This window comes from Streptomyces sp. NBC_00388 (assembly GCF_036061255.1).
In the GTDB taxonomy this organism is placed as follows: domain Bacteria; phylum Actinomycetota; class Actinomycetes; order Streptomycetales; family Streptomycetaceae; genus Streptomyces.
In genome coordinates this window covers 1,057,488-1,080,318 of sequence record NZ_CP107948.1, presented here as the reverse complement: position 1 = coordinate 1,080,318, position 22,831 = coordinate 1,057,488, and the positions used below count along the sequence as shown (strand labels likewise).

The 22,831-nt window shown below is 71.1% G+C and carries 23 protein-coding genes and 3 pseudogenes; 6 read left to right on the top strand and 20 right to left on the bottom strand.

Annotated features, from left to right (window positions below):
- Nucleotides 1-298 precede the first annotated feature (298 nt).
- A protein-coding gene (locus tag OG917_RS04910) for an IS3 family transposase (RefSeq protein ID WP_328316289.1) occupies nucleotides 299-1,461 on the top strand; the annotation gives its coding sequence in 2 pieces (ribosomal slippage) (nucleotides 299-583 and nucleotides 586-1,461; 1,161 coding nt in all).
- A gap of 169 nt (nucleotides 1,462-1,630) precedes the next feature.
- On the opposite strand, the gene OG917_RS04905 is transcribed toward OG917_RS04910, so the two are convergent.
- On the bottom strand, nucleotides 1,631-3,073 hold the full coding sequence (locus OG917_RS04905; RefSeq protein WP_328316288.1) for an MFS transporter: 1,443 nt from the start codon (nucleotides 3,071-3,073) through the stop codon (nucleotides 1,631-1,633).
- 156 nt (nucleotides 3,074-3,229) lie between these two features.
- Between OG917_RS04905 and OG917_RS04900 the strand changes: the two genes are divergently transcribed.
- Complete coding sequence (locus tag OG917_RS04900) at nucleotides 3,230-4,060, top strand: helix-turn-helix domain-containing protein (RefSeq protein ID WP_328316287.1); 831 nt, start codon at nucleotides 3,230-3,232, stop codon at nucleotides 4,058-4,060.
- A gap of 110 nt (nucleotides 4,061-4,170) precedes the next feature.
- Here OG917_RS04900 and OG917_RS04895 read toward each other — a convergent pair whose 3' ends face one another.
- The 10 genes from OG917_RS04895 to OG917_RS04850 all read right to left on the bottom strand — a co-directional run bounded on the left by OG917_RS04895 (nucleotide 4,171) and on the right by OG917_RS04850 (nucleotide 13,010).
- Nucleotides 4,171-5,277, bottom strand: coding sequence for a zinc-binding dehydrogenase (locus OG917_RS04895; protein WP_328316286.1), 1,107 nt, complete (start codon nucleotides 5,275-5,277; stop codon nucleotides 4,171-4,173).
- Nucleotides 5,274-6,092, bottom strand: coding sequence for a phytanoyl-CoA dioxygenase family protein (locus tag OG917_RS04890; protein WP_328316285.1), 819 nt, complete (start codon nucleotides 6,090-6,092; stop codon nucleotides 5,274-5,276). The genes OG917_RS04895 and OG917_RS04890 overlap by 4 nt, the downstream gene beginning before the upstream one ends.
- Nucleotides 6,093-6,150: 58 nt before the next feature.
- Nucleotides 6,151-6,885 carry an SDR family NAD(P)-dependent oxidoreductase gene (locus OG917_RS04885; protein ID WP_328316284.1) on the bottom strand — a complete coding sequence of 245 codons (735 nt, stop codon included), beginning with the start codon at nucleotides 6,883-6,885 and terminating at the stop codon, nucleotides 6,151-6,153.
- 31 nt (nucleotides 6,886-6,916) lie between these two features.
- Complete coding sequence (gene panD / locus OG917_RS04880; RefSeq protein WP_328316283.1) at nucleotides 6,917-7,333, bottom strand: aspartate 1-decarboxylase; 417 nt, start codon at nucleotides 7,331-7,333, stop codon at nucleotides 6,917-6,919.
- Between the two features lie 69 nt (nucleotides 7,334-7,402).
- Complete coding sequence (locus OG917_RS04875; RefSeq protein WP_328316282.1) at nucleotides 7,403-7,924, bottom strand: flavin reductase family protein; 522 nt, start codon at nucleotides 7,922-7,924, stop codon at nucleotides 7,403-7,405.
- Complete coding sequence (locus tag OG917_RS04870) at nucleotides 7,918-9,108, bottom strand: acyl-CoA dehydrogenase family protein (RefSeq protein ID WP_328316281.1); 1,191 nt, start codon at nucleotides 9,106-9,108, stop codon at nucleotides 7,918-7,920. Before OG917_RS04870 ends, OG917_RS04875 begins: the two co-directional genes overlap by 7 nt.
- A 29-nt stretch (nucleotides 9,109-9,137) precedes the next feature.
- Complete coding sequence (locus OG917_RS04865; protein WP_328316280.1) at nucleotides 9,138-10,298, bottom strand: acyl-CoA dehydrogenase family protein; 1,161 nt, start codon at nucleotides 10,296-10,298, stop codon at nucleotides 9,138-9,140.
- A complete protein-coding gene (locus OG917_RS04860; RefSeq protein WP_164267140.1) occupies nucleotides 10,295-10,558 on the bottom strand; it encodes an acyl carrier protein in 264 nt (87 codons plus the stop codon). Before OG917_RS04860 ends, OG917_RS04865 begins: the two co-directional genes overlap by 4 nt.
- Complete coding sequence (locus OG917_RS04855) at nucleotides 10,555-12,210, bottom strand: AMP-binding protein (protein ID WP_328316279.1); 1,656 nt, start codon at nucleotides 12,208-12,210, stop codon at nucleotides 10,555-10,557. Before OG917_RS04855 ends, OG917_RS04860 begins: the two co-directional genes overlap by 4 nt.
- Nucleotides 12,207-13,010: an alpha/beta fold hydrolase gene (locus OG917_RS04850; RefSeq protein WP_328316278.1), complete on the bottom strand. Its 804-nt coding sequence runs from the start codon at nucleotides 13,008-13,010 to the stop codon at nucleotides 12,207-12,209. The genes OG917_RS04855 and OG917_RS04850 overlap by 4 nt, the downstream gene beginning before the upstream one ends.
- A gap of 564 nt (nucleotides 13,011-13,574) precedes the next feature.
- On the opposite strand from OG917_RS04850, the gene OG917_RS04845 reads away from it, so the two are divergent.
- The gene (locus tag OG917_RS04845; protein ID WP_328316277.1) at nucleotides 13,575-14,429 is read left to right on the top strand and encodes a LysR family transcriptional regulator; all 855 of its coding nucleotides are present in this window, start codon (nucleotides 13,575-13,577) and stop codon (nucleotides 14,427-14,429) included.
- A 77-nt stretch (nucleotides 14,430-14,506) separates the two neighbouring features.
- On the opposite strand, the gene OG917_RS04840 is transcribed toward OG917_RS04845, so the two are convergent.
- The 9 genes and pseudogenes from OG917_RS04840 to OG917_RS04800 all read right to left on the bottom strand — a co-directional run.
- Nucleotides 14,507-14,743 carry a hypothetical protein gene (locus OG917_RS04840; protein ID WP_328316276.1) on the bottom strand — a complete coding sequence of 79 codons (237 nt, stop codon included), beginning with the start codon at nucleotides 14,741-14,743 and terminating at the stop codon, nucleotides 14,507-14,509.
- Nucleotides 14,744-14,806: 63 nt separating this feature from the next.
- Nucleotides 14,807-15,118, bottom strand: a complete 312-nt coding sequence (locus OG917_RS04835; protein ID WP_328321660.1) for a cation:proton antiporter domain-containing protein — start codon at nucleotides 15,116-15,118, stop codon at nucleotides 14,807-14,809.
- An 83-nt stretch (nucleotides 15,119-15,201) separates the two neighbouring features.
- Nucleotides 15,202-15,648, bottom strand: a complete 447-nt coding sequence (locus OG917_RS04830) for a DUF6282 family protein (protein WP_443058910.1) — start codon at nucleotides 15,646-15,648, stop codon at nucleotides 15,202-15,204.
- Nucleotides 15,649-15,661: 13 nt separating this feature from the next.
- Nucleotides 15,662-16,018: pseudogene (locus OG917_RS04825) on the bottom strand (methyltransferase, FxLD system); the annotation flags it as partial.
- A 23-nt stretch (nucleotides 16,019-16,041) separates the two neighbouring features.
- Nucleotides 16,042-18,004, bottom strand: a pseudogene (locus OG917_RS04820) (ABC transporter ATP-binding protein).
- A gap of 23 nt (nucleotides 18,005-18,027) precedes the next feature.
- On the bottom strand, nucleotides 18,028-18,492 hold the full coding sequence (locus tag OG917_RS04815; RefSeq protein ID WP_328316274.1) for an NUDIX domain-containing protein: 465 nt from the start codon (nucleotides 18,490-18,492) through the stop codon (nucleotides 18,028-18,030).
- On the bottom strand, nucleotides 18,489-19,376 hold the full coding sequence (locus OG917_RS04810) for an aminoglycoside phosphotransferase family protein (protein WP_328316273.1): 888 nt from the start codon (nucleotides 19,374-19,376) through the stop codon (nucleotides 18,489-18,491). Before OG917_RS04810 ends, OG917_RS04815 begins: the two co-directional genes overlap by 4 nt.
- A 419-nt stretch (nucleotides 19,377-19,795) precedes the next feature.
- Nucleotides 19,796-19,930: a hypothetical protein gene (locus tag OG917_RS04805; RefSeq protein WP_328316272.1), complete on the bottom strand. Its 135-nt coding sequence runs from the start codon at nucleotides 19,928-19,930 to the stop codon at nucleotides 19,796-19,798.
- A 175-nt stretch (nucleotides 19,931-20,105) separates the two neighbouring features.
- Nucleotides 20,106-20,276 (bottom strand): annotated as a pseudogene (locus tag OG917_RS04800) (class I SAM-dependent methyltransferase); the annotation flags it as partial.
- A gap of 398 nt (nucleotides 20,277-20,674) precedes the next feature.
- On the opposite strand from OG917_RS04800, the gene OG917_RS04790 reads away from it, so the two are divergent.
- From OG917_RS04790 to fabG, 3 genes are all read left to right on the top strand, one after another.
- Complete coding sequence (locus tag OG917_RS04790) at nucleotides 20,675-21,526, top strand: HipA family kinase (protein WP_328316271.1); 852 nt, start codon at nucleotides 20,675-20,677, stop codon at nucleotides 21,524-21,526.
- The gene (locus tag OG917_RS04785) at nucleotides 21,523-21,921 is read left to right on the top strand and encodes a DUF3037 domain-containing protein (RefSeq protein ID WP_328316270.1); all 399 of its coding nucleotides are present in this window, start codon (nucleotides 21,523-21,525) and stop codon (nucleotides 21,919-21,921) included. The genes OG917_RS04790 and OG917_RS04785 overlap by 4 nt, the downstream gene beginning before the upstream one ends.
- A 145-nt stretch (nucleotides 21,922-22,066) precedes the next feature.
- Complete coding sequence (gene fabG / locus OG917_RS04780; protein ID WP_328316269.1) at nucleotides 22,067-22,828, top strand: 3-oxoacyl-ACP reductase FabG; 762 nt, start codon at nucleotides 22,067-22,069, stop codon at nucleotides 22,826-22,828.
- Nucleotides 22,829-22,831: the final 3 nt, after the last annotated feature.

Here is a 22,831-nt window from a genome sequence, read left to right as displayed (position 1 = left end):
GACGACGCGGCAATGGCCCTGGGTTCGGTCGCGGGTGCGCGGCCCGATGTGGCGTGGGGCGCCCGCTCCGTGGTTCGGCGACGCCCGCCAAGACGATGTCCTATGTGGTGAGGCGGATGTTGGTCCGTTGTGGCCTCGTCGGTATCTCCGCACAGCCCAGCCTTTTCACCAGGAACCGCCCCCAGTCGATGTAGCGTCCACTCCTACGACAGGACGTGCTCGAAAAAACGGGTCTGATGCACGAATGGGTGACATCTGAACTGGCTTTCCCTGTAGGGCAGGTGGGAAGGATGTCGCTGTGCCCAAGCCTTATCCGGAAGAGTTCCGCGAGGATGTCGTACGGGTCGCAAGGAACCGTGGCCCGGGCGTGACGGTCGAGCAGGTGGCCGCCGACTTCGGCGTTCACGCGATGACGCTGTGGAAGTGGATGCACCGGGCGGACGTCGACGCCGGGACGAAGCCTGGTACGACCGGCCAGGAGGGCACGGAACTGCGCGAAGCACGTCGGCGGATCAAGCTGCTGGAGCAGGAGAACGAGGTCTTGCGCCGGGCTGCGGCCTACATGTCGCAGGCGTATCTGCCGGGAAAAGGATCTACCCACTCGTGAGAGAGCTGGCCGTGGACGGGGTGCCCGTCACGGTCGCGTGCCGGGTCCTGAAGCTTGCCAGACAGCCCTACTATCGCTGGCTTGGCAAGCCGGTGACCGACGCTGCGGTCGAGGAGGCGTATCGCTCAAACGCGTTGTTCGACGCCCACGGCGAGGGCCTGGAGTTCGGCTACCGCTTCCTGGCCGACGAAGCACGAGTCACGGGAGCCGGCATGGCGGACCGGACCGCGTGGCGAATCTGCCGGGACAACCGCTGGTGGAGTGTGTTCGGCAAGAAGCGCGGCAGGGCCAAGAAGGCCGGTCCACCCGTGCACGACGACCTCGTCCGCCGCGACTTCACCGCAGATGGCCCGAACAGGCTCTGGCTCACCGACATCACCGAACATCCCACAGCGGAAGGGAAGCTGTATCTCTGCGCGGTCAAGGACGTCTTCAGCAAGAGGATCGTGGGCTACTTGATCGACGAACGGATGAAGTCCCGCCTGGCCGTCGCCGCCTTGGACAACGCTGTTGCCCGGCGCGACAGTGTCGCCGGGTGCGTCCTGCACAGCGATCGCGGGTCGCAGTTCCGGTCCCGGAAATCCGTCCGCGCACTCGGCCGCCACCAGATCGCCGGCTCGATAGGGCGGGTCGGAGCGGCCGGCGACAACGCAGCCATGGAGTCCTTCTTCAGCCTGCTCCAGAAGAACGTCCTCGATCGCCGCACTTGGGCCACCCGCCAGGAACTGCGGACCGCCATCGTGACCTGGATCGAGAAGACCTACCACCGGCGCCGTCGACAAGCCGCACTCGGCCGACTGACACCCGTCGAATTCGAAACCGTCATGACCACACCGGCCCTCCAGGCCGCGTGACCAAACCTGTCACCCAACCTTGCATCAGACCCGTCCGCCGGCCTGGGACGTCATCCCGAGCGACCTCGTCAACGCCCAGTCGAAAGTGCTGGACGCTGCCGGCCGAAGCGCGGCGGACTGGCGGGCCGACGGAGCAGAAGCTCCGACCGCCACCGAAACGGCGCGGGCGTCAGCCCCGGTCCGGACGCGTCACCCGGTCATAGCGCGCCCGCCCCACCCCCGCCGCGACCGTCAGCGGGATCGTGAGGAGGGCGGCCGTCAGGAACAGGCCCCTGTACGCGTGGTGTTCCGCGGGGCCGGCGGCGATGGCGCTCGCCAGGGCGCTGCCGACGTAAAGGGCCAGGCCGAACATCGCCACACCGGTGGCCCGGGCCGCCGGGGACAGGCCGGTGGCCCAGGACTGGATCGTGGAGTGCATGAACGACCAGCCGCCGCCGAGCAGCAGCGTGCACACCACCAGCGCGGGCAGCGACCGGCTGGCCGCCGCGAGGCCGAAGGCCAGGGCCATCTGCGCCCCGCCGACCACCATCAGCCGCACCGGCGTCCAGCGCCCCACCAGCCGCTTCACCGTCTGGGCCGCAGCCATGGAGCCCACCCCGTACAGCGCGGACACCGCGCCGGCCAGCGTCGCCGACGCCCCCTGGGCCTCCAGGGCGGGCGCGATGTACGTCAAAAAGCCCAGCAGGACCGCGCCTTCGAGCATGGCCACCGCCATCACGTACCACTGCCAGCGCGAGCGCAGGACGACCTTGAACGGGGCGAGCAGCGCCCCCGGCGCCGCACGCGGCGGCTCCGGCAGGCGGCGCAGGGCGAAGGCCAAGTAGGCGGCGATTACGCCGGGCAGCGCGAAGACGAGACGCCAGCTCACGAAGTGCGCCAGGGCGCCGGCGACGACGGTCGCCACGGCCGTGCCCAGGGCGAACGCGGTCATCAGCTCGCTCAGCGGGCGCTGGCGGACCGCCGCGGGCACGGTGTCCCCGATGTAGGTGATGGACGCGGCGATGGACGCCGCGAAGAACGCGCCGGCCGCGGCCCGCGCCACGATCAGCACCGTCGCGTCGGGCGCGAGCACCGAGCAGAGCGCGGCGACCGCGGCGCCGGCCAGGGAGATCCGCATGACGCGCACCCGGCCGAGCCGGTCGCTGGCCAGTCCCCACACCGGCTGCATCAGACCGTAGGCGAGGAAGTAGCCGCTGGCCGCGAGCATCACCGTCGGCAGCGGAACGCCCAGCTGGGCGCCGATGAGCAGCAGCATCGGGGTGATGCAGAAGCGGTCGAAGTTGCTGACAAACCCGGCGGCCCGCAGCAGCCGTAATGAGGCGGCAGGCAGGGCCGGCAGCGCGGGCGGCACGGGCAGCGCGGGCAGCGCGGGTGCCTCCGGCGGCGATACGGGAGCCTCCCCGGGCGCAGGGGCTGCCGCGCCACGCGCCGCCGAAGGGGCGGCGGCGTGCCCGGCTCCCTCGGCGGACCCGGACGGGGCAGCGGACCCGGACGGGGCGGCGGGCCCGGATACGGCGGCTGGCCCGGCCGAGTCCGCGGACCCGGCCGAGTCCGCGGGCCTCGCCGGGCCGGCGGGCCCCGCTGAGTCGGTGGTTTCCGTATGGGCGTCCATGACGGCTCTCCTTTGTGGCAATCCTGCGGTGGTCGCTCGGTCCCGCACCAGACCCGGCCTGGCTGGTGGTTCCACCCCATCACCGCCGGTGAGCGGCGCGGCCCCGCAGCCGATTACCCTTGCTCACACCCTGGGAGTGCGGGGCGAGGGGGGATCATGAACGGCGGCGCGGGCAGCGTCCGGGACCGGGAACTGGGCGCGTTCCTGCGCTCGCGGCGTGAGCGGCTGACGCCCGCCGAGCTGGGGCTGCCCGGGTCCGTACGGCGGCGCACCCCGGGGCTGCGGCGCGAGGAGGTCGCGGAGCTCGCCGGGATCAGCAGCTCCTGGTACGCGTGGCTGGAGCAGGGCCGGGTGCGCACGTCGGAACAGGTGCTCCGGTCGGTGGCGCGGGCGCTGCGCCTGGACGCGGACGAGACCGCGCACGTGCTGTCGTTCCTGGAGCACGCCGCGCCGGACGAACACCCGCCGGGATGGGTCTCGCGCAACCTGCTGACCCTGGTGGAGGCGCTGACGCCCAACCCGGCCGTGGTGCTCGACCCGCACTGGGACCTGCTGGCCTGGAACTCGGGGTACGCAGCCCTGCTCACCGATCCGGCCAGGCTCGCGCCCAAGCAGCGCAACCTGCTGTGGCTGGTGTTCCGCTGGGCGCCCGCCCGTACGCTGCTGGCCAGTTGGGAGCCCGAGGCGCGGAGCCTGCTGGGTCAGTTCCGGGCGAAGGCGGCCCGACATCCCGAGGGCGGCCGGTACGCCGAGATCACCGCGGAACTGCTCGCCGACCCGGACGCGGCGCGCTGGTACGGCCGCCGGGAGACCTCGGCGTTCCATCCCGCCGTACGCCACTTCCGGCATCCGGCCGCCGGCGATCTGCGGCTGCGCTACGTCAAGCTCGCCGCCGTCGACGAGCCGGGCCACCATCTGCTCGCCTACCTGCCCGACGACCCGGCGACGCAACAGGCCCTGGGAACGCTGGGGGCGCCGGGCCGCTGAGCGGGATGCGGCGCCGCCCCGCGTACCGACGGCACGCGGGGCGAGGCGGGGCGAGGCGGGGCGGGCCCGGGCGCCCCCCCCGCCCCGGCGCCCTCAGGTGCGCGACCCGCTCAGGAGGTGAGCACCGCCTTCATCACCGACCCGTCCGCGACCGCCCCGAGCGCGTCGGCGTGCCGCTCCAGCGGGAACGGCATGACCAGGCTCGCCAGGTCGAAGCGGGCGGTGAGCGCTGGCAACAGGCGTACGTACTCGACGAGATGGGCTCCGGTGAAGGCCCAGGAGCCGATGACGTCCAGCTGCCGGTGCACGATCTGGTGCGGGTTGATCAGGGTGTCGCCGGCGTCGGTGTACTGGCCGATGATCAGGTAGCTACCGCCCCGGCGGGGCAGGCTCAGCCCCTGGCCGACCGCGGCCGGCACCCCGGCGCACTCGATGACCAGGTCGGCTCCGTCTCCCCCGGTGGCGTCCTTGACCTGGCGCAGGACGTCCGCGGGGTCGGCCGCCCCGGCGATGTCCAGGTGGATGTCACCGATGCCGGCCGCCGCCGCCCGTTCGAGCCGCGAGGCCGGGCCGCCCACGACAACGACCGCGGCCGCACCGGCCAGTTGGGCGAACGCCGCCGCCGCGAGACCGACCGGGCCGCTGCCCTGCACCACCACGGTCTCGCCCAGACGCACCGGCCGCCGCTCGTACAGGGCGTGCGCCACCGTGGGCCCGGCGCAGGCCAGCGACATGGCGGCGAGCGGATCGATGCCCTCGGGCACCTTGATGACGGCGGTGCCGGGCTGCAGCACGATGTGGTCGGCCCAGGCGCCGGAGAGCTCGGGGCCGCTGTCCAGGGCGCGGTTGACGCCGTAGGTGCGGCGCTGCTCGCACAGGGTCGGTTCACGGTGCAGTCGGCAGGGCGGGCAGACGCCGCAGGCGATGGAGGAAGCCCACATCACCGTGTCACCGGTCGCGAGCGGCGCCCCGGTGGCGTCGCGGTGCGTCCCGGCCCCCAACTCCCTTACGGTGCCCAGGCCTTCGTGGCCGAGGACCAGCGGGACGGGGATGTCGAGGTGCCCCTGCCTCAGGTGCAGGTCGGTGCCGCAGACGCCGCCGTATCCACAGGCGACGATCATGCCGCCGTCGGGAGCGGGCGGGATCTCGAACTCCCGCAGTGCAAGAGGCGAGTTGAACTTTTCCAGGACGACGGCGCGTCCGGTGCGGGGCGTCACGACGCCACCGTAGGCAGGGCGAGTGTCTCGGAGAAGGGCGCGTCCAGGGGGCGCAGCGGCTCGGTGTCGCGGCACACCACGTAGTCCGGACGCGGCTCGCCCACGGGCTGCGGCAGGTTGGCCGTGTCGTTGTAGGTGGCGATCAGCAGGCGGCGGGCGAACGGCGACATGTTGGGGGCCGAGCCGTGCACGATCTCCGGCGAGAACAGCACCACGGACCCGGCCGGCCCCTTGGGGCTGGTCATACCGTGCCGGTCTACGAGCGTGGCGAGCTGCTCCGGGGTTAGTGAGATGTCGTCGGGGTCGAGGTGCTGGTCGGACTTGGCGGTGGCCGAACGGCCCTCGCGGACGAGACCCTCGCGGTGCGAACCCGGCAGGAAGATGACGGGACCGTTGAACTCGGTGACGTCGTCGAGGAAGACGCCGATGCTGATTTGACGCGGCGCGGGCAGCCCGTCGGACAGCCGCCAGGCGAGGTAGTCCTGGTGCCAGGCCCACTTGTCGCCGCCGAAGGCCGGCTTGGCGTTGATCTTGAACTGGTAGATGTACACGTCGTCGGTGAGCAGCTGCTGCACGGCCGGCAGGATGCGCGGATCGCGGACCAGGCCGGCGTACTCGGGCTGGCGCTGGTGCGAGGAGTAGACCGCGCGCACCTCGGTGCCGCCGTCCTCGGTCACCAGCTGCGGTCCGGGGACCTTGGTGTCGCGGTCGAGGGCCGCCCGCAGCGTGTCCACCTCCCGGGGGTCGAGGAGGGCTTCCAGCGTCAGGAATCCCTGGTCGTGGTACTGGTCGACCTGGTGCCGGGTCAGTCGCATGGGTGTGTTCTCCTGAGTGTGGGGTGTGTCGGTGCGTGTGGGGTGCAGTGGGGCGTCCTCACCCCATGAAGTGGCCGCCGTCCACGACGAGTTGCTGCCCGGTGAGGTAGCCGCTGCGGGTGGTCACCAGGTACTCCAGGGCGTCGGCCATGTCGTTGGTCGTGCCGAGCCTGCGGGCGGGGATGGTGCCGAGGACGCTGGCCAGCCGCTCCGGGTCGTCCAGGCCGTAGCGCTCGGTGACCTCCTCGGTGTCGGTGAAGCCGGGCAGCAGCGCGTTCACCCGGACGTGCGGGGCCAGTTCGAGGGCCAGGCACTTGGTGAGCTGGATCAGACCAGCCTTGCTGGCGCAGTAGTTGGCGCCGTTGCTGCGGGGACGGATCGCCGTGGTGGAGGCGATATTGACGATGCAGGCGCCGCCGGCCTCCACCATCGCGGGCGCGAGAGCCCGGCTCAGGTGGAAGGGGCCGGACAGGTTGGTGGCCAGCACCGTGTCCCAGTCCTCGGCGGTCATGGACAAAAAGGGCCCGTCGCGGTTGACCCCGGCGTTGTTGACGAGCACGGCGGGCGCGCCGTACTCGGCGGTGATCCGGGCGCAGACCGCGTGGATCTCCTCGGGCCGGGTGAGGTCGCAGCGCAGCGCCGTGATCCGGCCCTCGCCGGCCTTCTCGGTCTGCTCGGCGGACTCGCCGTCACCGCGGTAGAGGGCGATCACCTCGTGTCCGAGCGCGGCGAGCCGCAGGCTCAGTGCGCGCCCGATGCCGCGGGTGCCCCCGCTGACCACGGAAACCGTCATGCCGACCCCCTGAACTGGCTTGTAAGCATGCTCAGTTGGCGACGAGGTCGCCGCGCTTGAGGCCGGAGCCCTCAGGCACCGCGGCCGGGTCGCAGCCGAGGTCGACGACCGTGTTCCGCTCGTCGACGAAGACGACGTGCGGGACGAAGCCGGCGGTCTCCTCGTCCGTCATGGCGGCGTACGCGATGATGATCACCCGGTCCCCGGGGCTGATGAGACGGGCGGCGGCGCCGTTGATGCCGATGACGCCGGAGCCGGCCGGGCCCTCGATGACGTAGGTGGACAGCCGGGAGCCGTTCTCGATGTCGACGATGTCGACCTTCTCGCCGGGCAGCAGGTCCGCGGCCCTCATCAGGTCGGAGTCGATGGTCAGCGAGCCGACGTAGTGCAGGTCGGCCTGGGTGACGGTGGCGCGGTGAATCTTGGACTTCATCAGGGTGCGGTACATGCGCATTCCTCGGGTTCGGGTGGGACGTGGATGGGGAGGTGGGGCGAAAGCCGAATCGGAACGGCCGGGTCAGCCGGCCGGCCAGGTGGCGTAGCGGCGCATGCCGTACAGGAGCGGCGCCGCGTCGGTCGCGGGTGCGTGGGTCTCGGTGTCCAGCACCTCGCCGATGACCAGGGTGTGGTCGTCGGCCGGGATGAGCCGGGCCACGCGGCACTCGGCGCTGGCGTGGGCGTCCTCGGCGAGGACGGGGAGGCCGGTGGCCGGCCCGGGCCGCCAGGCGACCGAGCGGAAGCGTTCGGCCGCGGGCCCCGCGAAGACCTCGGCCGCGCGACGGCCCGCACCGTGCAGGAAGTTGACGGTGAAGGCGCCGCGGGCGGCGAGGATCGGCAGGGTGCTGCCGGTGTTGGACACCGACACCAGGAGTTGCGGCGGGTCGAGGGACAGGGAGCACAGGGCGGTGCAGGTGAAGCCGTACGGCGTGCCCTGCGCGTCGGCGGTGGTGATGACGGCGACGCCGCTGGGGTGCGAGCCCATCAGGGCCCGGTAGGCGTCGCGGGTGACGGCGGGCGCGTCCTGGACCGGGATCACCATGCGAAGGCCCGGGCGTCGTAGAGGTTGACGCCGACGGCGGCCTTGCCCAGGTACTCCAGGCAGTCCTGCGGCTTGGCCGGCATCACGTGCGCGAAGGACGCCTCGCGGATCAGCCGCTCCAAGGGGTGGCTGCGGCTGACGGCGGCCGAGCCGCACAGCCGCAGCGCGTCCTGCGCGAGCTGCGGGCCCACCTCGCCGACGACGTACTTGGCCGCGTGCACCATGGCGTTGGCCTCCAGACTGCCGCGCTCGGCGGTGACGAGGTCACCGGCCTCGTGCACCAGGGCGCGGGCGGCCCGCAGCCGGGCCGACATGCGCCCCAACTCCTGCTGCACCACGGGTGAATGGGCCCGCTTGGGGGAGGCCGTGACATGGTCGACGGTGTGCCGGAAGAGTGCCTCGGCGATGCCGAGGTAGGCACCGGTGTAACCGGCGATCATCCAGTGCGGCTCGCGTACGACCTTGAACAGCGACATGCCCTCGACGCCCATGTAGAGCCGGGAGCGCGGCACCGGAACCTGGTCCAGGGCCATGGGGGCGGTGCTGGTGCCGTACATCGCGGACATGCGGTGGACGCTGCCGAAGCTGACGCCGGGGTCGTCCGCGGCGACGACGAAGTGCGAGACCTCGGCGGTGTCCTCCGCGGTGTCCTCGGCCACGGCCGCGACGACGTAGTAGTCGGCGGCGCCCGCCAGCGAAACGAACGACTTGTGCCCGGTCAGGATGTAGTGGGCGCCGTCGTCGGAGAGCCGGTAGCGGGTCCGCAGCCCGCGGAGCTTGGCGCCCCGGCCGGTCTCCGAGGTGGCGGAGGCGAACAGCTTGCGGCCGTGCACCACCTCGTCCAGCATCCAGGCGCGGAACGCGTCGGCGGCCGGGGAGAGACGGGTTCCTGCGGAGTCGGCGAGCGCGCCCATCACCACGTGGTGCATGTTCACGCCGAGGGCCGCGGCCCCGTTGTGCGCGCCGAGTTCGGCGAGCACACGCCAGTAGTCGCCGAAGCCGAGCCCCGCGCCGCCCGCCTCCTCGGGGACGAGCAGGGCGAGCAGGCCGGATTCGCGCAGGAGGCGGTACGTCTCGTGGCCGTCGGCGTGTCCGGCGTCCACATCGGCGGCGAGGGGGGCGAGCCGGGCGCCGGTCTCCGCGGCGAGTTTGAGGAGATCCTCGAGTTGGGTCGGCAGCGTCATCGATGTCCTTCGGTTCGGGTCTCGATCGGTCAGTTCTCGACCGGTAGGCCGAGTTGCCGTGCGACGCCCACGCGCAGCAGGTCATTGGGGCCGGCGTAGGTCAGGGCCGCCATCGGGCTCGCCAGGTCGGCGGCCAGGTCCAAGTCGGGCAGGAAGGCCCGTACGCCGGACAGCGCGGTGGCGTGTTCGGTCAGCCGGACGTAGTCCTCGGCGACGGAGATCTTGGTGAGGGCGGCTTCCGCGGCGAACTTGCGGGCCGGGACCCCGGCGTCGAGCCGGGCGGCCATCGCGTAGAGCTGGACGCGGGAGCGGTGCAGGGCCATGGCCATGTCGCTGACACGGGCGGCGACCTGGTGGCTCGCGCCCATGCGGCGGCCGAAGTGCTCGCGCTGTGCGGCCCACTCGACGGTACGGGCCAGGGTGCGGCGCATCGGGCCGAGTGCGTAGCCGAGGATGACAGAACGCTCCCAGGCGGTAGTGGAGGCCATCACCGCGAGACCGGAGCCCTCCTCGCCCAGCAGCGCCTTGGGCCCCAACCGCACGCCGTCGAAGAGGAGTTCACCCATCGGCACGCTCGGCAGCGCGGTCTTGGTGAAGGACTCTCCGCGCCGGACGCCGGGCAGGTCGAGCGGGAACAGGAACGCGGACAGCGCGAAGGGGGAGCGTCCTTCGGCGGTGCGGGCGAAGACGATCGCCCGGTCGGCGACGGGCGCGGCGGTGATGAAGGTCTTGGCGCCGTCCAGGACGAAGCCGTCGCCCTCCCGCCGGGCCCGCGTCGCCATGGAGAACGGGTCGCTGCCGCCGCCGCGCTCGGTCAGCGCGTGGCACAGCAGCACCTCACCGTCCTGGACGTCGGCGACCGCGCCCCAGGCGTCCGCGCCGAGGACGGCCCGCAGCGGGAACTGCATGCCGAAGAGCTGCGAGGCCAGCGCGTAGCACAGGCCCGGATCGGCGCCCGCGAGCCCGAGGCCCTCGATCGCGGCGAGCGAGCGGGTGACGGGGCCGGGTCCGGACGCGTCCGGGTCGGCGAGCCGCAGCACACCGAGGTCGGCCATGGCCCGCCACTGGGCGAGGAAGTCGTCGCCCGCGGTCTCTTCCAGGACCGGCGCCGCCAGGTCCCGGTAGGTGTCGACGAGCCGCTCCGTCTCGGGCGGGCCGGAGCGCAGGGCCGCCAGGGCCACCGCGGTCACTTGCCGCCCTCGGCTTCGAGACGCTCGATGGCGACCCAAAGGGCCTTGGGGCTGCGGAAGTTGGCGGCGACGATCTCGGTGTCGGGCAGGCTGATCCCGGCCTCGGCGTCGAGCGCCGAGACGATCTCCATGATCGCCAGCGAGTCGACCAGGCCCATCTCGAGGAGTGGGGTGTCCGGGGTCAGGGACTGCGGGTCCTCGCCCCGGCCCCAGGTGATCCGGCGGGCGATGAGGGTGCAGAGGTCTTCGACGCTGTTCATGCGGGGATCTCCTCGATGAGTACGGGGCCGGTGGGTAGGGCGCCGGGGGGTTCGGTGCTGGTGAGGACGGGGTCGCCGTCGCCACTCAGGGCGCGGCGGTCGACCTTGCCGCTGGTGGTGGTGGGCAACGTGGTGACCGGGACGATCCGGTCGGGCAGCATCCGCTTGGGCAGTACGTCGCGCAGCGCGGCCATGAGCTCCGGCTCGGTGGCGCCGGTCTGCGCGTAGGCCCATATCTGGCCCGCGTAGGGACTGTTCTTGGCGACGACCGCGGCGGTGGCGACCCGCGGCAGATCGAGAACGGCGCTCTCCACGTCCATCAGGTCGATGCGGTGGCCGCGCCGCTTGATCTGGGAGTCGCGCCGGCCCCGCAGGAAGACCCGGCCGTCGGCGGTGATCCGCCCGATGTCTCCGCTGGCGTAGGCGCGGCGTGCCACGCCGTCGCGGAAGGTGACGGTGCGGGTGGGGTCGCTCGGTTCGCCACCGCGCAGATATCCCTGGAAGACGGTGGGCCCGGCGATGTGGATCTCACCTTCGCCGTCGGTGGGCCGGCCGTCCTCGTCGAGCACCTCGATGTGGACGCCGCCGATGCCGCGGCCGATGGTCAGCTCCTGGTCGGCGGTCCAGTCGGAGGGCACTCGGTAGGAGGTGCAGGCGTTCGTCTCGGTGGGCCCGTACAGGTTGTAGAAGGGGACGTCGTCGAGTAAATCCAGGTAGCGCGCGAGGAGTTCGGGTGCGAAGGCCTCCCCGCCGAAGGCCGCGACGCGCAAGTGTGCCGGCGGGGTGTCGGCGATGCCGCCCTGCTGGAGCATGCCGTGGTAGAGCGAGGGCACGGCCACGAAGTGCGTGATGCGCTGTTCGGTAAGCCAGCCGACGACATCGCGCGGGAAGGCGCGCAGCAGGTCCGGCATCAAGACCGTGCAGGCGCCCGCGGCGGCGGCGCTGAACAGGTCGAAGGTGGTCAGGTCGAAGGTGAGGGCGGCCTGGGAGCCGATCCGGTCGTCGGGGGTGAGCCCGAACTCGCGGGCGGCCCACAGGGCGTAGTGGGCGACGTTCTCGTGCGAGAGCAGGACGCCCTTGGGCCAGCCGGTGCTGCCCGAGGTGAAGAGGATGTAGCCGCCGCGGTCGGTGGGCGCGGGCAAGGGCGCGGGCCGCTCCTCGGCGCCGAGGACGCGCAGCCGGTGCAGGCCGTGGTCCAGGGCGGACTCGTCGGCCGGGGCGCCTTCGCGGGCCCGGGCGGCGGCGCGGTGGGCCCCGGCCAGGGCGCGGTCGCTGGTGAACAGCAGGGACAGCCCGGCGTTGTGGATCATGCGGGCGGTGCGTTCCGGCGGGTCGGCCACATCCAGGGGCGCGGCCACCGCACCGGCCCGCAGGGCCGCGTACAGGGCGATGACGGTGGCGGGGGCCTTGGGCGCGTAGACACCGACCCGGTCGCCCGGAGCGAGCCCGTCGGCGGTGAGCCGGTCGGCCAACTCCGTTACAGCGGCGTCTAGTTGGGCATAGGTCCAGCTCTGGCCGGCACCTTCGAGGGCAGTGCGCCCGGGATGCAGGCGGGCGGATCGGGCCAGGAGGGCGTCGAGGCGCACGGGGGCCTCCGTGGTCGCGGGGGTGCTCGCCTGCGGGGGCGTCCGCGCGCTCGTCGGCGCGGTCATCGGACGGCCTCCGCGGCGGGGGCGCCGGTGGTGGCTGCGGCGGCGGGGTCGGTGTGCGCGGCGAGGAAATCGCAGACGCTCTCGATGACGAGGTCGGGGCAGACCAGGTAGGGGTAGTGGTCGCAGCCCTCGGGCACCAGGCGCTGGAAGAGGCCGCTTACCACGCGTTCGACGGCGTCGACCTGGCCGAGCGAGCCGTACTCGTCCGCGTCGCCCTGGATCATCAGCACCGGCGCGGTGACGTCGAGGTCGTTCTCGATGTTCCAGTGGCGGAACCCGGGCGAGAGCCAGACGCCGGACCAGCGGTCGAAGACTCCCCGGGGGTCGTCGTGCACCAGGGCCAGCTTCTTGGCGAGCGGACCGGCCTCGTAGGAGGCACGGGCGGCCTCGATGCCGAGGCGGTTCTCCTCCTCGAAGTACATGTGCGGCCCCATCCCGATGACGGCTTCCACCGGACGCACCGAGGCGTGCAGCAGGGCGATCGAGGCGCCGTCGCTGTGGCCTACCAGGACGGGGCGCTCCAGACCGAGGGCGTCGAGCAGGCCCGGCAGTACGTCCTGGGCGTGCTCGTGCATGTAGCGCGGGGTGCGCGGCAGCGGGTCGGGGCCGCTGCCGCCGTTGCCGTGCCGGGAGTAGACCAGGGCGCGGCGTCCGGTGGAGGCGGCGAGCCTGGCGGGAAAGCGGCCCCACGCGGCGACGCAGCCGAGTCCGCCGTGCAGGAAGACCAGCGGTGCCAGGTCCGGATCCCCGTCGACGATGACGTGTTCCACCGGACCGTTGCATGTATCAATTACCGGCACATCAATATCCTTCTCGGTGATTACGGCAGCGGAACAGGCATTCCGGAAGGGTCGGCCAGAATTACGTCACACCGATGTACCGCGCGGCGCGGAGTGAAATCCGCGCAGCCCGGACGGAAAGGCGGCGCAAAAAAGTTGAGAAAAGAACTTCCGCAGGTGACGGAGGTCACCGCCGAAGAAGAGACGCGAGGCCGATACCTCGTCGGAGATCACACCGCGCAGGCGTCCGCCGGAGCGGACGGCGCGGGCCATTGCCCTATCGACGACCCATGGGGCACCAGGGGCGCCGGGTCGGAACGGTGCCGGGAGCACACGTCCGCGGCACAGAGCTGTCCCCTGTGGATTTCTTTGCTGTTAGTTGAACCGGTTTTGGCGCCAGCCCGGTTGACGGCGCGCACCAGTATTCACTCATGACGTACCCCCGTTTGAGTGTATGGCAGCACACCAGCATTTCGCGAATGCCGGCCCTGCCGGTCATCCCGTCCGCTCGGTGACATCAAGCAGCCTATGCATACGATCGCGCCTTGAGAAATGACAGTGCGGAGCCACCTATAGGCTTCCCGAATGAATATAGATCTGCGTCACCTGAGATGCTTTCTGGCCGTCGCCGAAGAGGGGGGCTTCACCGCCGCCGGCCGCCGCCTGTACCTGGCCCAGCCGACCCTGACGCGCAACATCCGCACGCTGGAGGAGTCTTTGGGGGTGCGGCTCTTCGAACGCACCACGCGCCGAACGGAGTTGACCGAAAAAGGCGCCGCCTTGCGCAGGAAGGTCACCCCTCTGCTGCGTCAGCTCGACGCGGCGCTGCGGGAGGTGCAGGAGGGGGAGACCCTGCGCATCGGGTTCAGCTGGGGACTGCCCGAGGGGTTATCGCGGATCGCCGCGCGGTTCGGCGAGGAGGCGGGCGTGGCCGTCGAGTTCATCCGCTGCGACACCCCGCAGGCCGGGCTCGACACCGGGCAGGTGCATCTGGGTCTGCTGCGCTGTGCGGAACTGCCCTCGGGGCTGCGGGGCGTGCTGCTGTGCGAGGAGCCCCGCATCGCCGCGGTCCCCGCGAGCTGGCGACTGGCCGAGCGCACCGAGCTGGACTGGGCGGAGCTCGCGGAACTGCCCCTGATCATCAACACCGTGAGCGGCACCACGTTCCCGGACATGTGGCCGGACGGGAACCGGCCGGAGGTCGGGGCCGAGTGCCGCAACTTCGACGAATGGCTGGAGCAGGTGGCGGTCGGCCTCGGTGTGGGCACCGCGCCCGTCTCCGCGGCCCGCCGCTACACCCACCCCTTCGTCCGTCTGGTCCCGCTGACGGGGGCACCCAAGGTCCCCGCCTACCTCGCCCACCCCTCGCACGGCGCCCATCCCCAGGCCGTTCGCTTCGCCGACCACGCCTGTCGGGCGGCGGACGAGCTCCAGCTCTAGCCCGGCCGCGACAAAGCCCGCCGCGGGCGCCCACAGCACCCGCGGCGGGCCCGTCCCGCCTCTGCCCATCCGGCCCTCTACTCGGCGGTGTGGGTCGGGTAGACCCGCACGTCGGTGTACGCGCCCTCAACCGACGCCGAGCCGCCGCCGTCCGTCGTGGCGGTGCCGCCGGAGGGCGTGGAGGGCGCGGCCGTGGAGGCGGGGCTCTTGGCGGACGCGTCGCTGCCGGAGTCGTCGTTGCCGCCACACGCGGTGAGCGAGAGGGTGGCGGCGAGCCCGACGGCGGCCAGAGCGGCGATGCGGGTGTACTTCACGGTGTTCCCCCAGGAATGGCGGCGCGGTCCACGCGGTCAGAACTATTGGTAGCGCGCACCGAGTTACGGCAGGCTCCGTAGGGGCCCCACAGCACGAGCGTGAGGAGCAACTCCGCACACCAGGGGCACGATCAGGCCCGCCAGGCCCACCGTGAGGGCCGTGCCGCGCTCGCCGCGCACCTGCTTGGCGTCCAGTTCCCGGCCGAGCGGGAACATGAAGCACGGCAGGCCCAGTTGGCCGAGCGCGTCACGGACCGGGGCGAGATCGAGAGGGAAGAGGGCGGCCGTCCCCGCGGGCCACACACGGCCGAGCAGCGTCGGGCCGAGCAGGATGCCCGCGGCCATCTCCCCGATGACGGGGGGGGGCTGGCCCAGGCGCCACAGCGCTCACCCCGCCCAGCATGCAAGGAGCACGAGGGGCAGGGAGAGCAGCAGCGCCGACAGGACCGTCGGTGCGGTCAGAGGCTCAGCATCTTCAGCGGGCCGGTGTGAGTGATGTCGATGACGCGCTCGGACGCCAACCCGGCGTCCGAGTGAGCCTTCTGATTCCACGTCAGCCAGTCCGCGATGTCCATCTGGGACGGCTGTCCCAGGTCCGAGCTGCAGACGACGCGGGGCAGCAGGGACAGCACGTCGGCGAAGTCCGTCCAGTCCTGGTAGCCGAGGAGGCGGGTCAGCGCGGTCTGTTCGGTCCACACCTGCTCCGCCGCCGCCACCTCCACCAGGTCCTTGCAGCTGAGCCCGGTCATCGGGTTGGCGGGCTGGTTCAGCATCAGGCGCGGCACGTCGAGGCGTACGACCTCGTCGACGAGCAGCCGCACCTCGTGGCCGTCGGCGTGCCCGGTGGAGATGACCACCGGCAAGTCTCTTGCGACGCGCAGGAGTTCGGTGACCTCCGGGCGCAATGTCGAGGGTGGTGACGCTGCCGCCGGGGCCGACGAGTTCGGCGATCAGCGCGGCGTTGTAGCCGCCGGAGCCGATCTCCAGGACGCGGTGGCCGGGCTGGATGCGGGCTGCTTCGAGCATGTCGGCCTGCAGCCACGGCGCACTGATGGAACTGATGGTCCGCCCGTCTGGCGCGTAGCGGGTCGGAATGGTGTCGTCGGCGTACGCCTTCTCGACCGGCACTTCGGGGGCGAACGCGTGACGGGGCACGGTGCGGAAGGCGGCCTCGACCGCTGTGGTGCGGATGTGCCCGGCGGCCTGCAGTCGGTCGGCGAGCTGATGGCGCAGGGCGCTCGCTTCGTGAAGTGCGGTGGTGGGAGGAGTCGTCACGGAGGGCCTTTCGTCTTCAGGGGTCACGCGGGATCCGTGACGGTCGCAGAGGCGGGGCTCGGGATGTTCGGGGTGGGGGCGTACTGGTCTGCCTGTGCGCGGAACATGGATGCGTAGCGTCCCTGGGCTGTGATCAGTTCGTCGTGGTGTCCCTGTTCCGCGAGGCGGCCCCGGTCGAGGACGTAGATGTGGTCGGCGTGCCGTACGCCGGACATGCGGTGCGTGACGAGGACCACCGCCCGGTGGGGCCCGGCGAGCCTGCGGATGCGGTCGAAGGCGGCGATCTCCGCTTCGGGATCGAGGGCCGAGGTGGGTTCGTCGACGATGAGGACACTGTCCGCGTCCGATGTGGAGCTGCGCCAGTGGGTGCGGGCCAGGCCGATTTTCTGCCACTCACCGCCGGAGAGTTCCGTGGCGCCGCGGAACATCCGGGCCAGCAGGCTCCGCAGGCCGTCGGGCAGCTTCGCGATGACCGGGGGTGGCCCCGGCGTAGTCGATCGATGACTGCAGTTCGTCGTCGGTCGCCGGCTGTCCGGGGCGGCCGATGCGGATGTTCAGGGCGGCTGTCACCGGCCAGCGCTGGAAGTCCTGTGTCAGCAGCGAGACACGGTCGAATACCTCGGAGCGGTCCAGGCCGGAGAGCTCGGCTTCGCCCCAGCGCACGGTGCCGCTCTGCGGGAGGAGGAGGCCCGCCAGGACCTTCATCAGGGTGCTCTTACCCGTCCCATTTTCACCCACCACCGCCGTCACCGACCCCATGGGGAGGGTGAGCGAGACCCCGTCCAGTGCGGGTTCGTCGCGGTCCGGATAACGGTAGGTGACCTTGTCGAGGACGATCTTTCCGGCCTGGCGCGGTACCTGCCCGCCGCCTGCGGGGATGGCCCGCTGGGCGGCTACGTCCAGGAACCGGTCATGGTCCTGGACGTAGAGGGATTCCTCGTGGAGCTGGTTGACGTTCATGACCAGCGCGCCCAGGCTCGCCGAGCCTGAGCGGACGGCGATCACGGCGGTCCCGGCCACGGCGAGACTCATGCGCCCGGTCGTGACCAGCCAGAACATCACCGCGTACGTGCAGGCCATCGCCACCCCGGACAGGGCGGCGGCCACCAGCTCCGTGAGGGCCTTGCCGTTGGCGAGGCGCTTCTGCTCGTCCTCGGCGCTCTCGGCCATGTCACGGTACTTGTCGAGCAGGAACGGGCCGACCGCGTGGATGCGCACTTCCTGGGCCGCGGTCCGCTCGGTGAGCAGGTTGCCGATGAGGCGGCTGGCGCGCACGTGCTCGATCCAGTTCATCATCGACACGTAGCGCTCCTGGGCCACCCGCATGGCCCCCCAGCCGCGCGGGGCCGCGATGAGGATCAGCATCGGCAGCAGGGCGGGATGCAGCACGGTGAGGATGCTCGCCGTGGCGATCAGGGAGATCGTGCCGTTCAGTGCGGCGACGCAGGCACTGATCATCCGGCGGGCGGACGCTGCGCCGTACTGCGCGACGTCGATCAGTCGGCGGAACTCGGGGTCTTCGATGGCCTCCAGCTCCACCGCTGCGGCGGCGGCCAGGTACTCGGTCGTCGCGACCCGCTCCACCAGCGGCTCCAGGCGGCCGGCCCGGGAGGTGGACCAGCCGGCGAGGCCGGCGTTGGCGACCGCGACGACAGCGGCAGCGATCAGCGCGGGCAGTGCCTGGTGCAAGCGGGCGGCGGGTGTTCCGCCGCCGAGCAGGGCGTGCATAACGGAGTTGACGGCCAGCAGGCTGACGGCCGCGGCGATGCCCTGCCCGATTTCACTGAACCCGACGGTGAGCAGGGCCGGCCGGTCGACAGACCAGGCACGGCGCAGGGTGCCGCCCACCAGCCGGGGCATGGCCCGGATGGCGGAGAGCATCGTCAAGTCAAGCCGTGCGTGCTCGTGTTCGGCCCAGCCCATGTCGTAGCGCAGCGGGCCTCCGAACAGTTCCCGCTCTGCCTCCGACACCTTCGGCTCAGCCATCCGTACACGGCTTAGAAACCTTTTCACGAAGCACCTCCAGCAGTGGCTGCCGGTACCTGGGCGTAGAGCACTCCGGCGGCGAAGTTCTGCAGGACCGCCTCGGTGAACGGGTGGCAGTCGTTGGGGGGATTGCCGGGGTCGACCCAGACCAGCGCGGTGTGCTTGCCCTGCTCGCGGTTGTACGGCTCGCCCTCCCACCGCTGTGCGGTGAACGCCACACCGATAACGAGATCGTCCTTGGTGCGGAAGTGCGCAAGCTGACAGAACTCCAATGCCCCTTCGTCGACGTACACTCCGCTCTCCTCCAAGAGCTCGCGAGCCGCGCCCTCGTCGCAGAACTCTCCTTCTTCCAGGTGTCCGCCGATCACAGTGAGCCGCCCTGCTGAGTAGGAGGATGCCGGTCCGTGCCGCACGGTCAGGACCCTTCCGTCGCTGGGACGCTGGAGCAGGACCATGACGATCGCGATGCTGCGGTGCCGCTCAGTCACGGGTGGTCCCTCCGCATCAGTCGGTCAAGGGTGCGTTGTCCCCGTGCTGTGACCTCGTCATCCCCGTGTGGCGGGCCCCAGGCCAGGCAGCTCACTGCGTCGAGAACGACCAGGCACTGCAGCACATGTCGCTCCTGGCTGGTCAGTTGGCGGCCGTAGCCGTGGAAGAAGGCACGTTCGAGGGCGGGGGCCTCAAGCCATGCGGTCGCGGCCAGGATCACGAAATCTTTGACGAGCGGGGCGAACTGCGCGCGCTCGAAGTCGATGACCGCGAGCCCGGACCGGCTCTCCCAGAGCCAGTTGCGTTCCTGAGCGTCGCCATGGATGAAGCCCAGGGGCACCGGGCCCGCGGTCCGCAGCTGCACGGCGTAGCAGAGGACGAGTTCTCGTTCGGCCGCCGTGAGGCGGTCCGCTGCAGCGGCCAGGTGCTTGCCGACGCCGTTGGCAGTGGCCGTCAGGACGTCTTCGGCCTCACTGCGGGCCTCTCGGTCGAGGCCACCGGCTTCGTGGAGCCGGGCGTAGAGGGCTCCGGCCTGCCGGTGTACGGCGCGCTGCCCGGCGTCGACCAGCGGCAGCTGGGTGACAGGGCTGCCGGGGACGGCGGTGAGAAGGAGGGCCAGGGCCTCTGCGCGGCTGTCGACCAGCTGCGGTGCCCGGTTGCGGAGCAGGGCGGGGACGGCGTGGCGGTAGGCGAAGGTCTCGCGCCGGTAGAAGGTGACACTGGGGCTGATCTTGATGAAGTGGCGGGCGTCGGCGGTGCTGTGGAGCTCCCACACCTGCGAGTTCGGCCGGGGCTGCGAGGCGTCACGCACCCTGATGATCTCGCCGACTCGGTGCTGGGCCCAGATGCGCAGTGAGGGCGGGAGGGTCTTCGGCTCTGTCATGCCCTCCACCTCGTATCCAGGCGGGCTGAGCGGCGGACGACGGCGTCAACATGGTGCACGGCCAGCTTTGTGGACGTCGCGGCAGACTGGAGTCGTTCGATTACGGCAAGCGTATGCACAGGGGCAGGGGTGGGATTCACGGTGTCCTCCGGAAGGGCGGGTAAGGGGTACTGGTGCTCTAAGAACGGTGCCCGGGAGGACCCGTAACGGCCCATGTGGGGGCAGATTGTGGACGCATGTTCTAGGAACCTGCTGGGGTCAAGTGCGGCCTTCGCTGAGGGATTCGGCGTTCGCTCGAACAGGTCGGCTCACTCCTTCGGGGGGTTGCCGCGACGGGAGGTGACCGCCGGTCAGGTACCGGAGCTCGGCGGAATACTGGGACGTGCTGTTGCCAGCCCCTCGGGGCGGCCGGTCGCGCGTCAGTGCTCGGGAGCCAGCTCAAGGCGGCCCGGGGTGCTGTCGCACGGGAAGCTCTGCTCGGGGCCGGGTGTTCGCTGCTTGGTGTGTCCGCGTGCGGACACCTGGTTCCGGGGGCCGGGATCGATGGGTTGCATCTCGACGTGGTGTGCGGTGCCGGCTTCGGGGCCGGTCCAGCCAGCTCCGGGGCGGCTTCGCCGACCGGCTCGGTGGTGATGCGGATGAAGCGGGCGTTCTGGGGGAGAAGGCGGATGGTCACGTACGCGGGCAGGCCGGCGTCAGACTTCCCGTGCATGGCGGCCTGCGCGAGGGCTATTTGGTGGCGACGACGTAGATGCTGCCCCACTGCCGTTTAGGGTTAGCGATGTTGGGATCGAAATCCCACGGTTCCACTGTCCGGAATCCTGCCTCTGTGAACAGCTGTGTGAGCTTGCTTTGGTCGTAAGACCACAGGTGAGGTGTGTAGTTGGGAGTCCCGTCCTGAGGTGGCTGATCCGGTCGCGGACGAAGGCGCGGGCGTGTCCGGGATGCAGGGTGGTATATCCACCCTGTGGAGGAGCGCGTCGAAATCCCCGGGGGCGGGTCGGAACTTCGGAGGTCGAACTTCCCGGCCATGGCCGGGAAGCTGAGGATGACCTTGGCGCGATGGCTTGGGCATTCCTCGCCGGCGATCACCCTCGGTTACTATGCTCACTTCATGCCGGAGGCCGGCAACAAGGGGCGGGGCACCATCGACGGACTGCTTGGGGAGCGGGGAGAGCGGCACGCCAGTCGAAACTCCCCAGATTCGCCCCAGCATCGGTGGCGGCCGATTGTCGCCCTCGCGCCTCGGAGCGGTCGGCCGTGGATTGCAAGGCTGAAGAGATGGGTGGCCTGGGAAAGTGCTGGAAGAAGTCGTAGCGACCCGTTACATCACGCCTCTGCGTGAGGGTGGTTCGCTCCCCGGGATCGTCGAGGCCGATGATCTCGGTACGTACGTCATGAAGTTCACCGGCGCCGGACAGGGCCGCAAGACGCTCGTGGCCGAGGTCATCTGCGGTCAGCTCGGCCGCCGGCTGGGGCTGCGGGTGCCCGAGCTCGTGCAGATGCAGCTGGACCCCGTCATCGGGCTCTCCGAGCCCGATCAGGAGGTACAGGAGCTGCTGAAGGCGAGTGGCGGGCTCAACCTCGGCATGGACTTCCTGCCGGGGTCGATCGGGTTCGACCCGCTCGCCTACCAGGTGGGCCCCGCGGAAGCCGGGCGGATCGTCTGGTTCGACGCGGTGATCGACAACGTCGACCGTTCCTGGCGCAACCCCAACCTGCTCGTCTGGCACGGCGATCTCTGGCTCATCGACCACGGCGCCACCATGATCTGGCACCACAACTGGCCCTCCGCGCAGAACTACGGCAGCAAGCCGTACGACGCGTCCGACCACGTCCTGGCGAGCTTCGCCCCCGATGTGGCCTCCGCCGCCGCCGAGCTGGCGCCGCTGGTCACCGAGGAACTTCTCACCGAGGTCACCGCCGACGTCCCCGACGTCTGGCTGGAGGAGGAGGCCGGGTTCGGCACCGCCGACGAGCTGCGCCGCGCGTATGTCGAGGTGCTGCTGGAGCGGGCCGCCGGGGTGCACACCCGGATCGTCCTCGGGCCGCAGACGCCCACCGGCCCGTCCCGGGCCCCGGGCTGGCTCTCCGGACGCCTGACCCCCGCCGCGCAGCAGCCGGGCCGCAAGCAGGACGGCACCCGATGAGCGCGCGGGGCCCCGCGCGCCGGGACGTCTATGAGTACGCGCTGGTACGCGTGGTGCCGCGGATCGAGCGCGGCGAGATGTTCAACGCGGGGGTGCTGGTCTACTGCCGGGCCGAATCGTTCGTCGTCGCACGTACGCACCTGGACGAGGCGAAGCTGCGGCTGCTCGACCCGCACGCCGACGTGGTCGGGGTCCGTGCGGCGCTGCGGGCCGTGGAGGGTGTCTGCCAGGGCGGCGAGGCGGCGGGCCAGGCAGGCCCCGACGACGCGGGACGGCGCTTCCGCTGGCTGATCGCACCCCGTTCGACGGTCGTGCAGCCCGGCCCCGTGCATACCGGGCTGACCACCGACCCGGCCGCCGAGGCCGACCGGCTGTTCGAGCTGCTGGTGCGCTGAGAGGGTGGCGCCCGGTGTGACGTTCACTGCTGATCCCGTGTGCCGTTGACACCGGGTGCCAGGCCTTCTAGCGTCACGTCTGCTGAAGGTACTAAGCGGTCGCTCAGTGATCGAGGACCGCCATCCGAGGGCGAGGAGAGCCAGTATGTCCACCACCGAGCAGCGCGTTGCCATCGTGACCGGGGCTGCGCGCGGCATTGGCGCAGCCACCGCGGTACGTCTGGCGGCGGAGGGCCGCGCCGTCGCCGTACTCGACCTCGACGAGGCGGCCTGCAAGGACACCGTCGAGAAGATCACCTCCGCCGGCGGCCGTGCCATCGCCGTGAGCTGTGACGTCTCGGACAGCGCCCAGGTCGAGGCAGCGGTGGCCCGGGTCGCGGCCGAGCTCGGTGCCCCGACGATCCTCGTCAACAACGCGGGCGTCCTCCGCGACAACCTGCTCTTCAAGATGAGCGAGTCCGACTGGGACATGGTCATGAACGTCCACCTCAAGGGTGCGTTCCTGATGTCCAAGGCGGTCCAGAAGCACATGGTGGACGCCAAGTTCGGCCGGATCGTCAGCCTGTCCTCCAGCTCCGCGCTGGGCAACCGCGGCCAGGCCAACTACTCCGCGGTCAAGGCCGGCCTGCAGGGCTTCACCAAGACGCTCGCCAAGGAGCTCGGCAAGTTCGGCGTCACCGCCAACGCCGTCGCTCCGGGCTTCATCGTCACCGAGATGACCGCGCAGACCGCGGAGCGCGTCGGAATGGGCTTCGAGGAGTTCCAGGCCGCGGCCGCCACCCAGATCCCGGTGCAGCGCGTCGGCAGGCCCGAGGACATCGCCAACGCCATCGCCTTCTTCACCGGTGAGGACGCAGGCTTCGTGTCCGGCCAGGTCATGTACGTCGCCGGCGGCCCGCTCAACTGATCA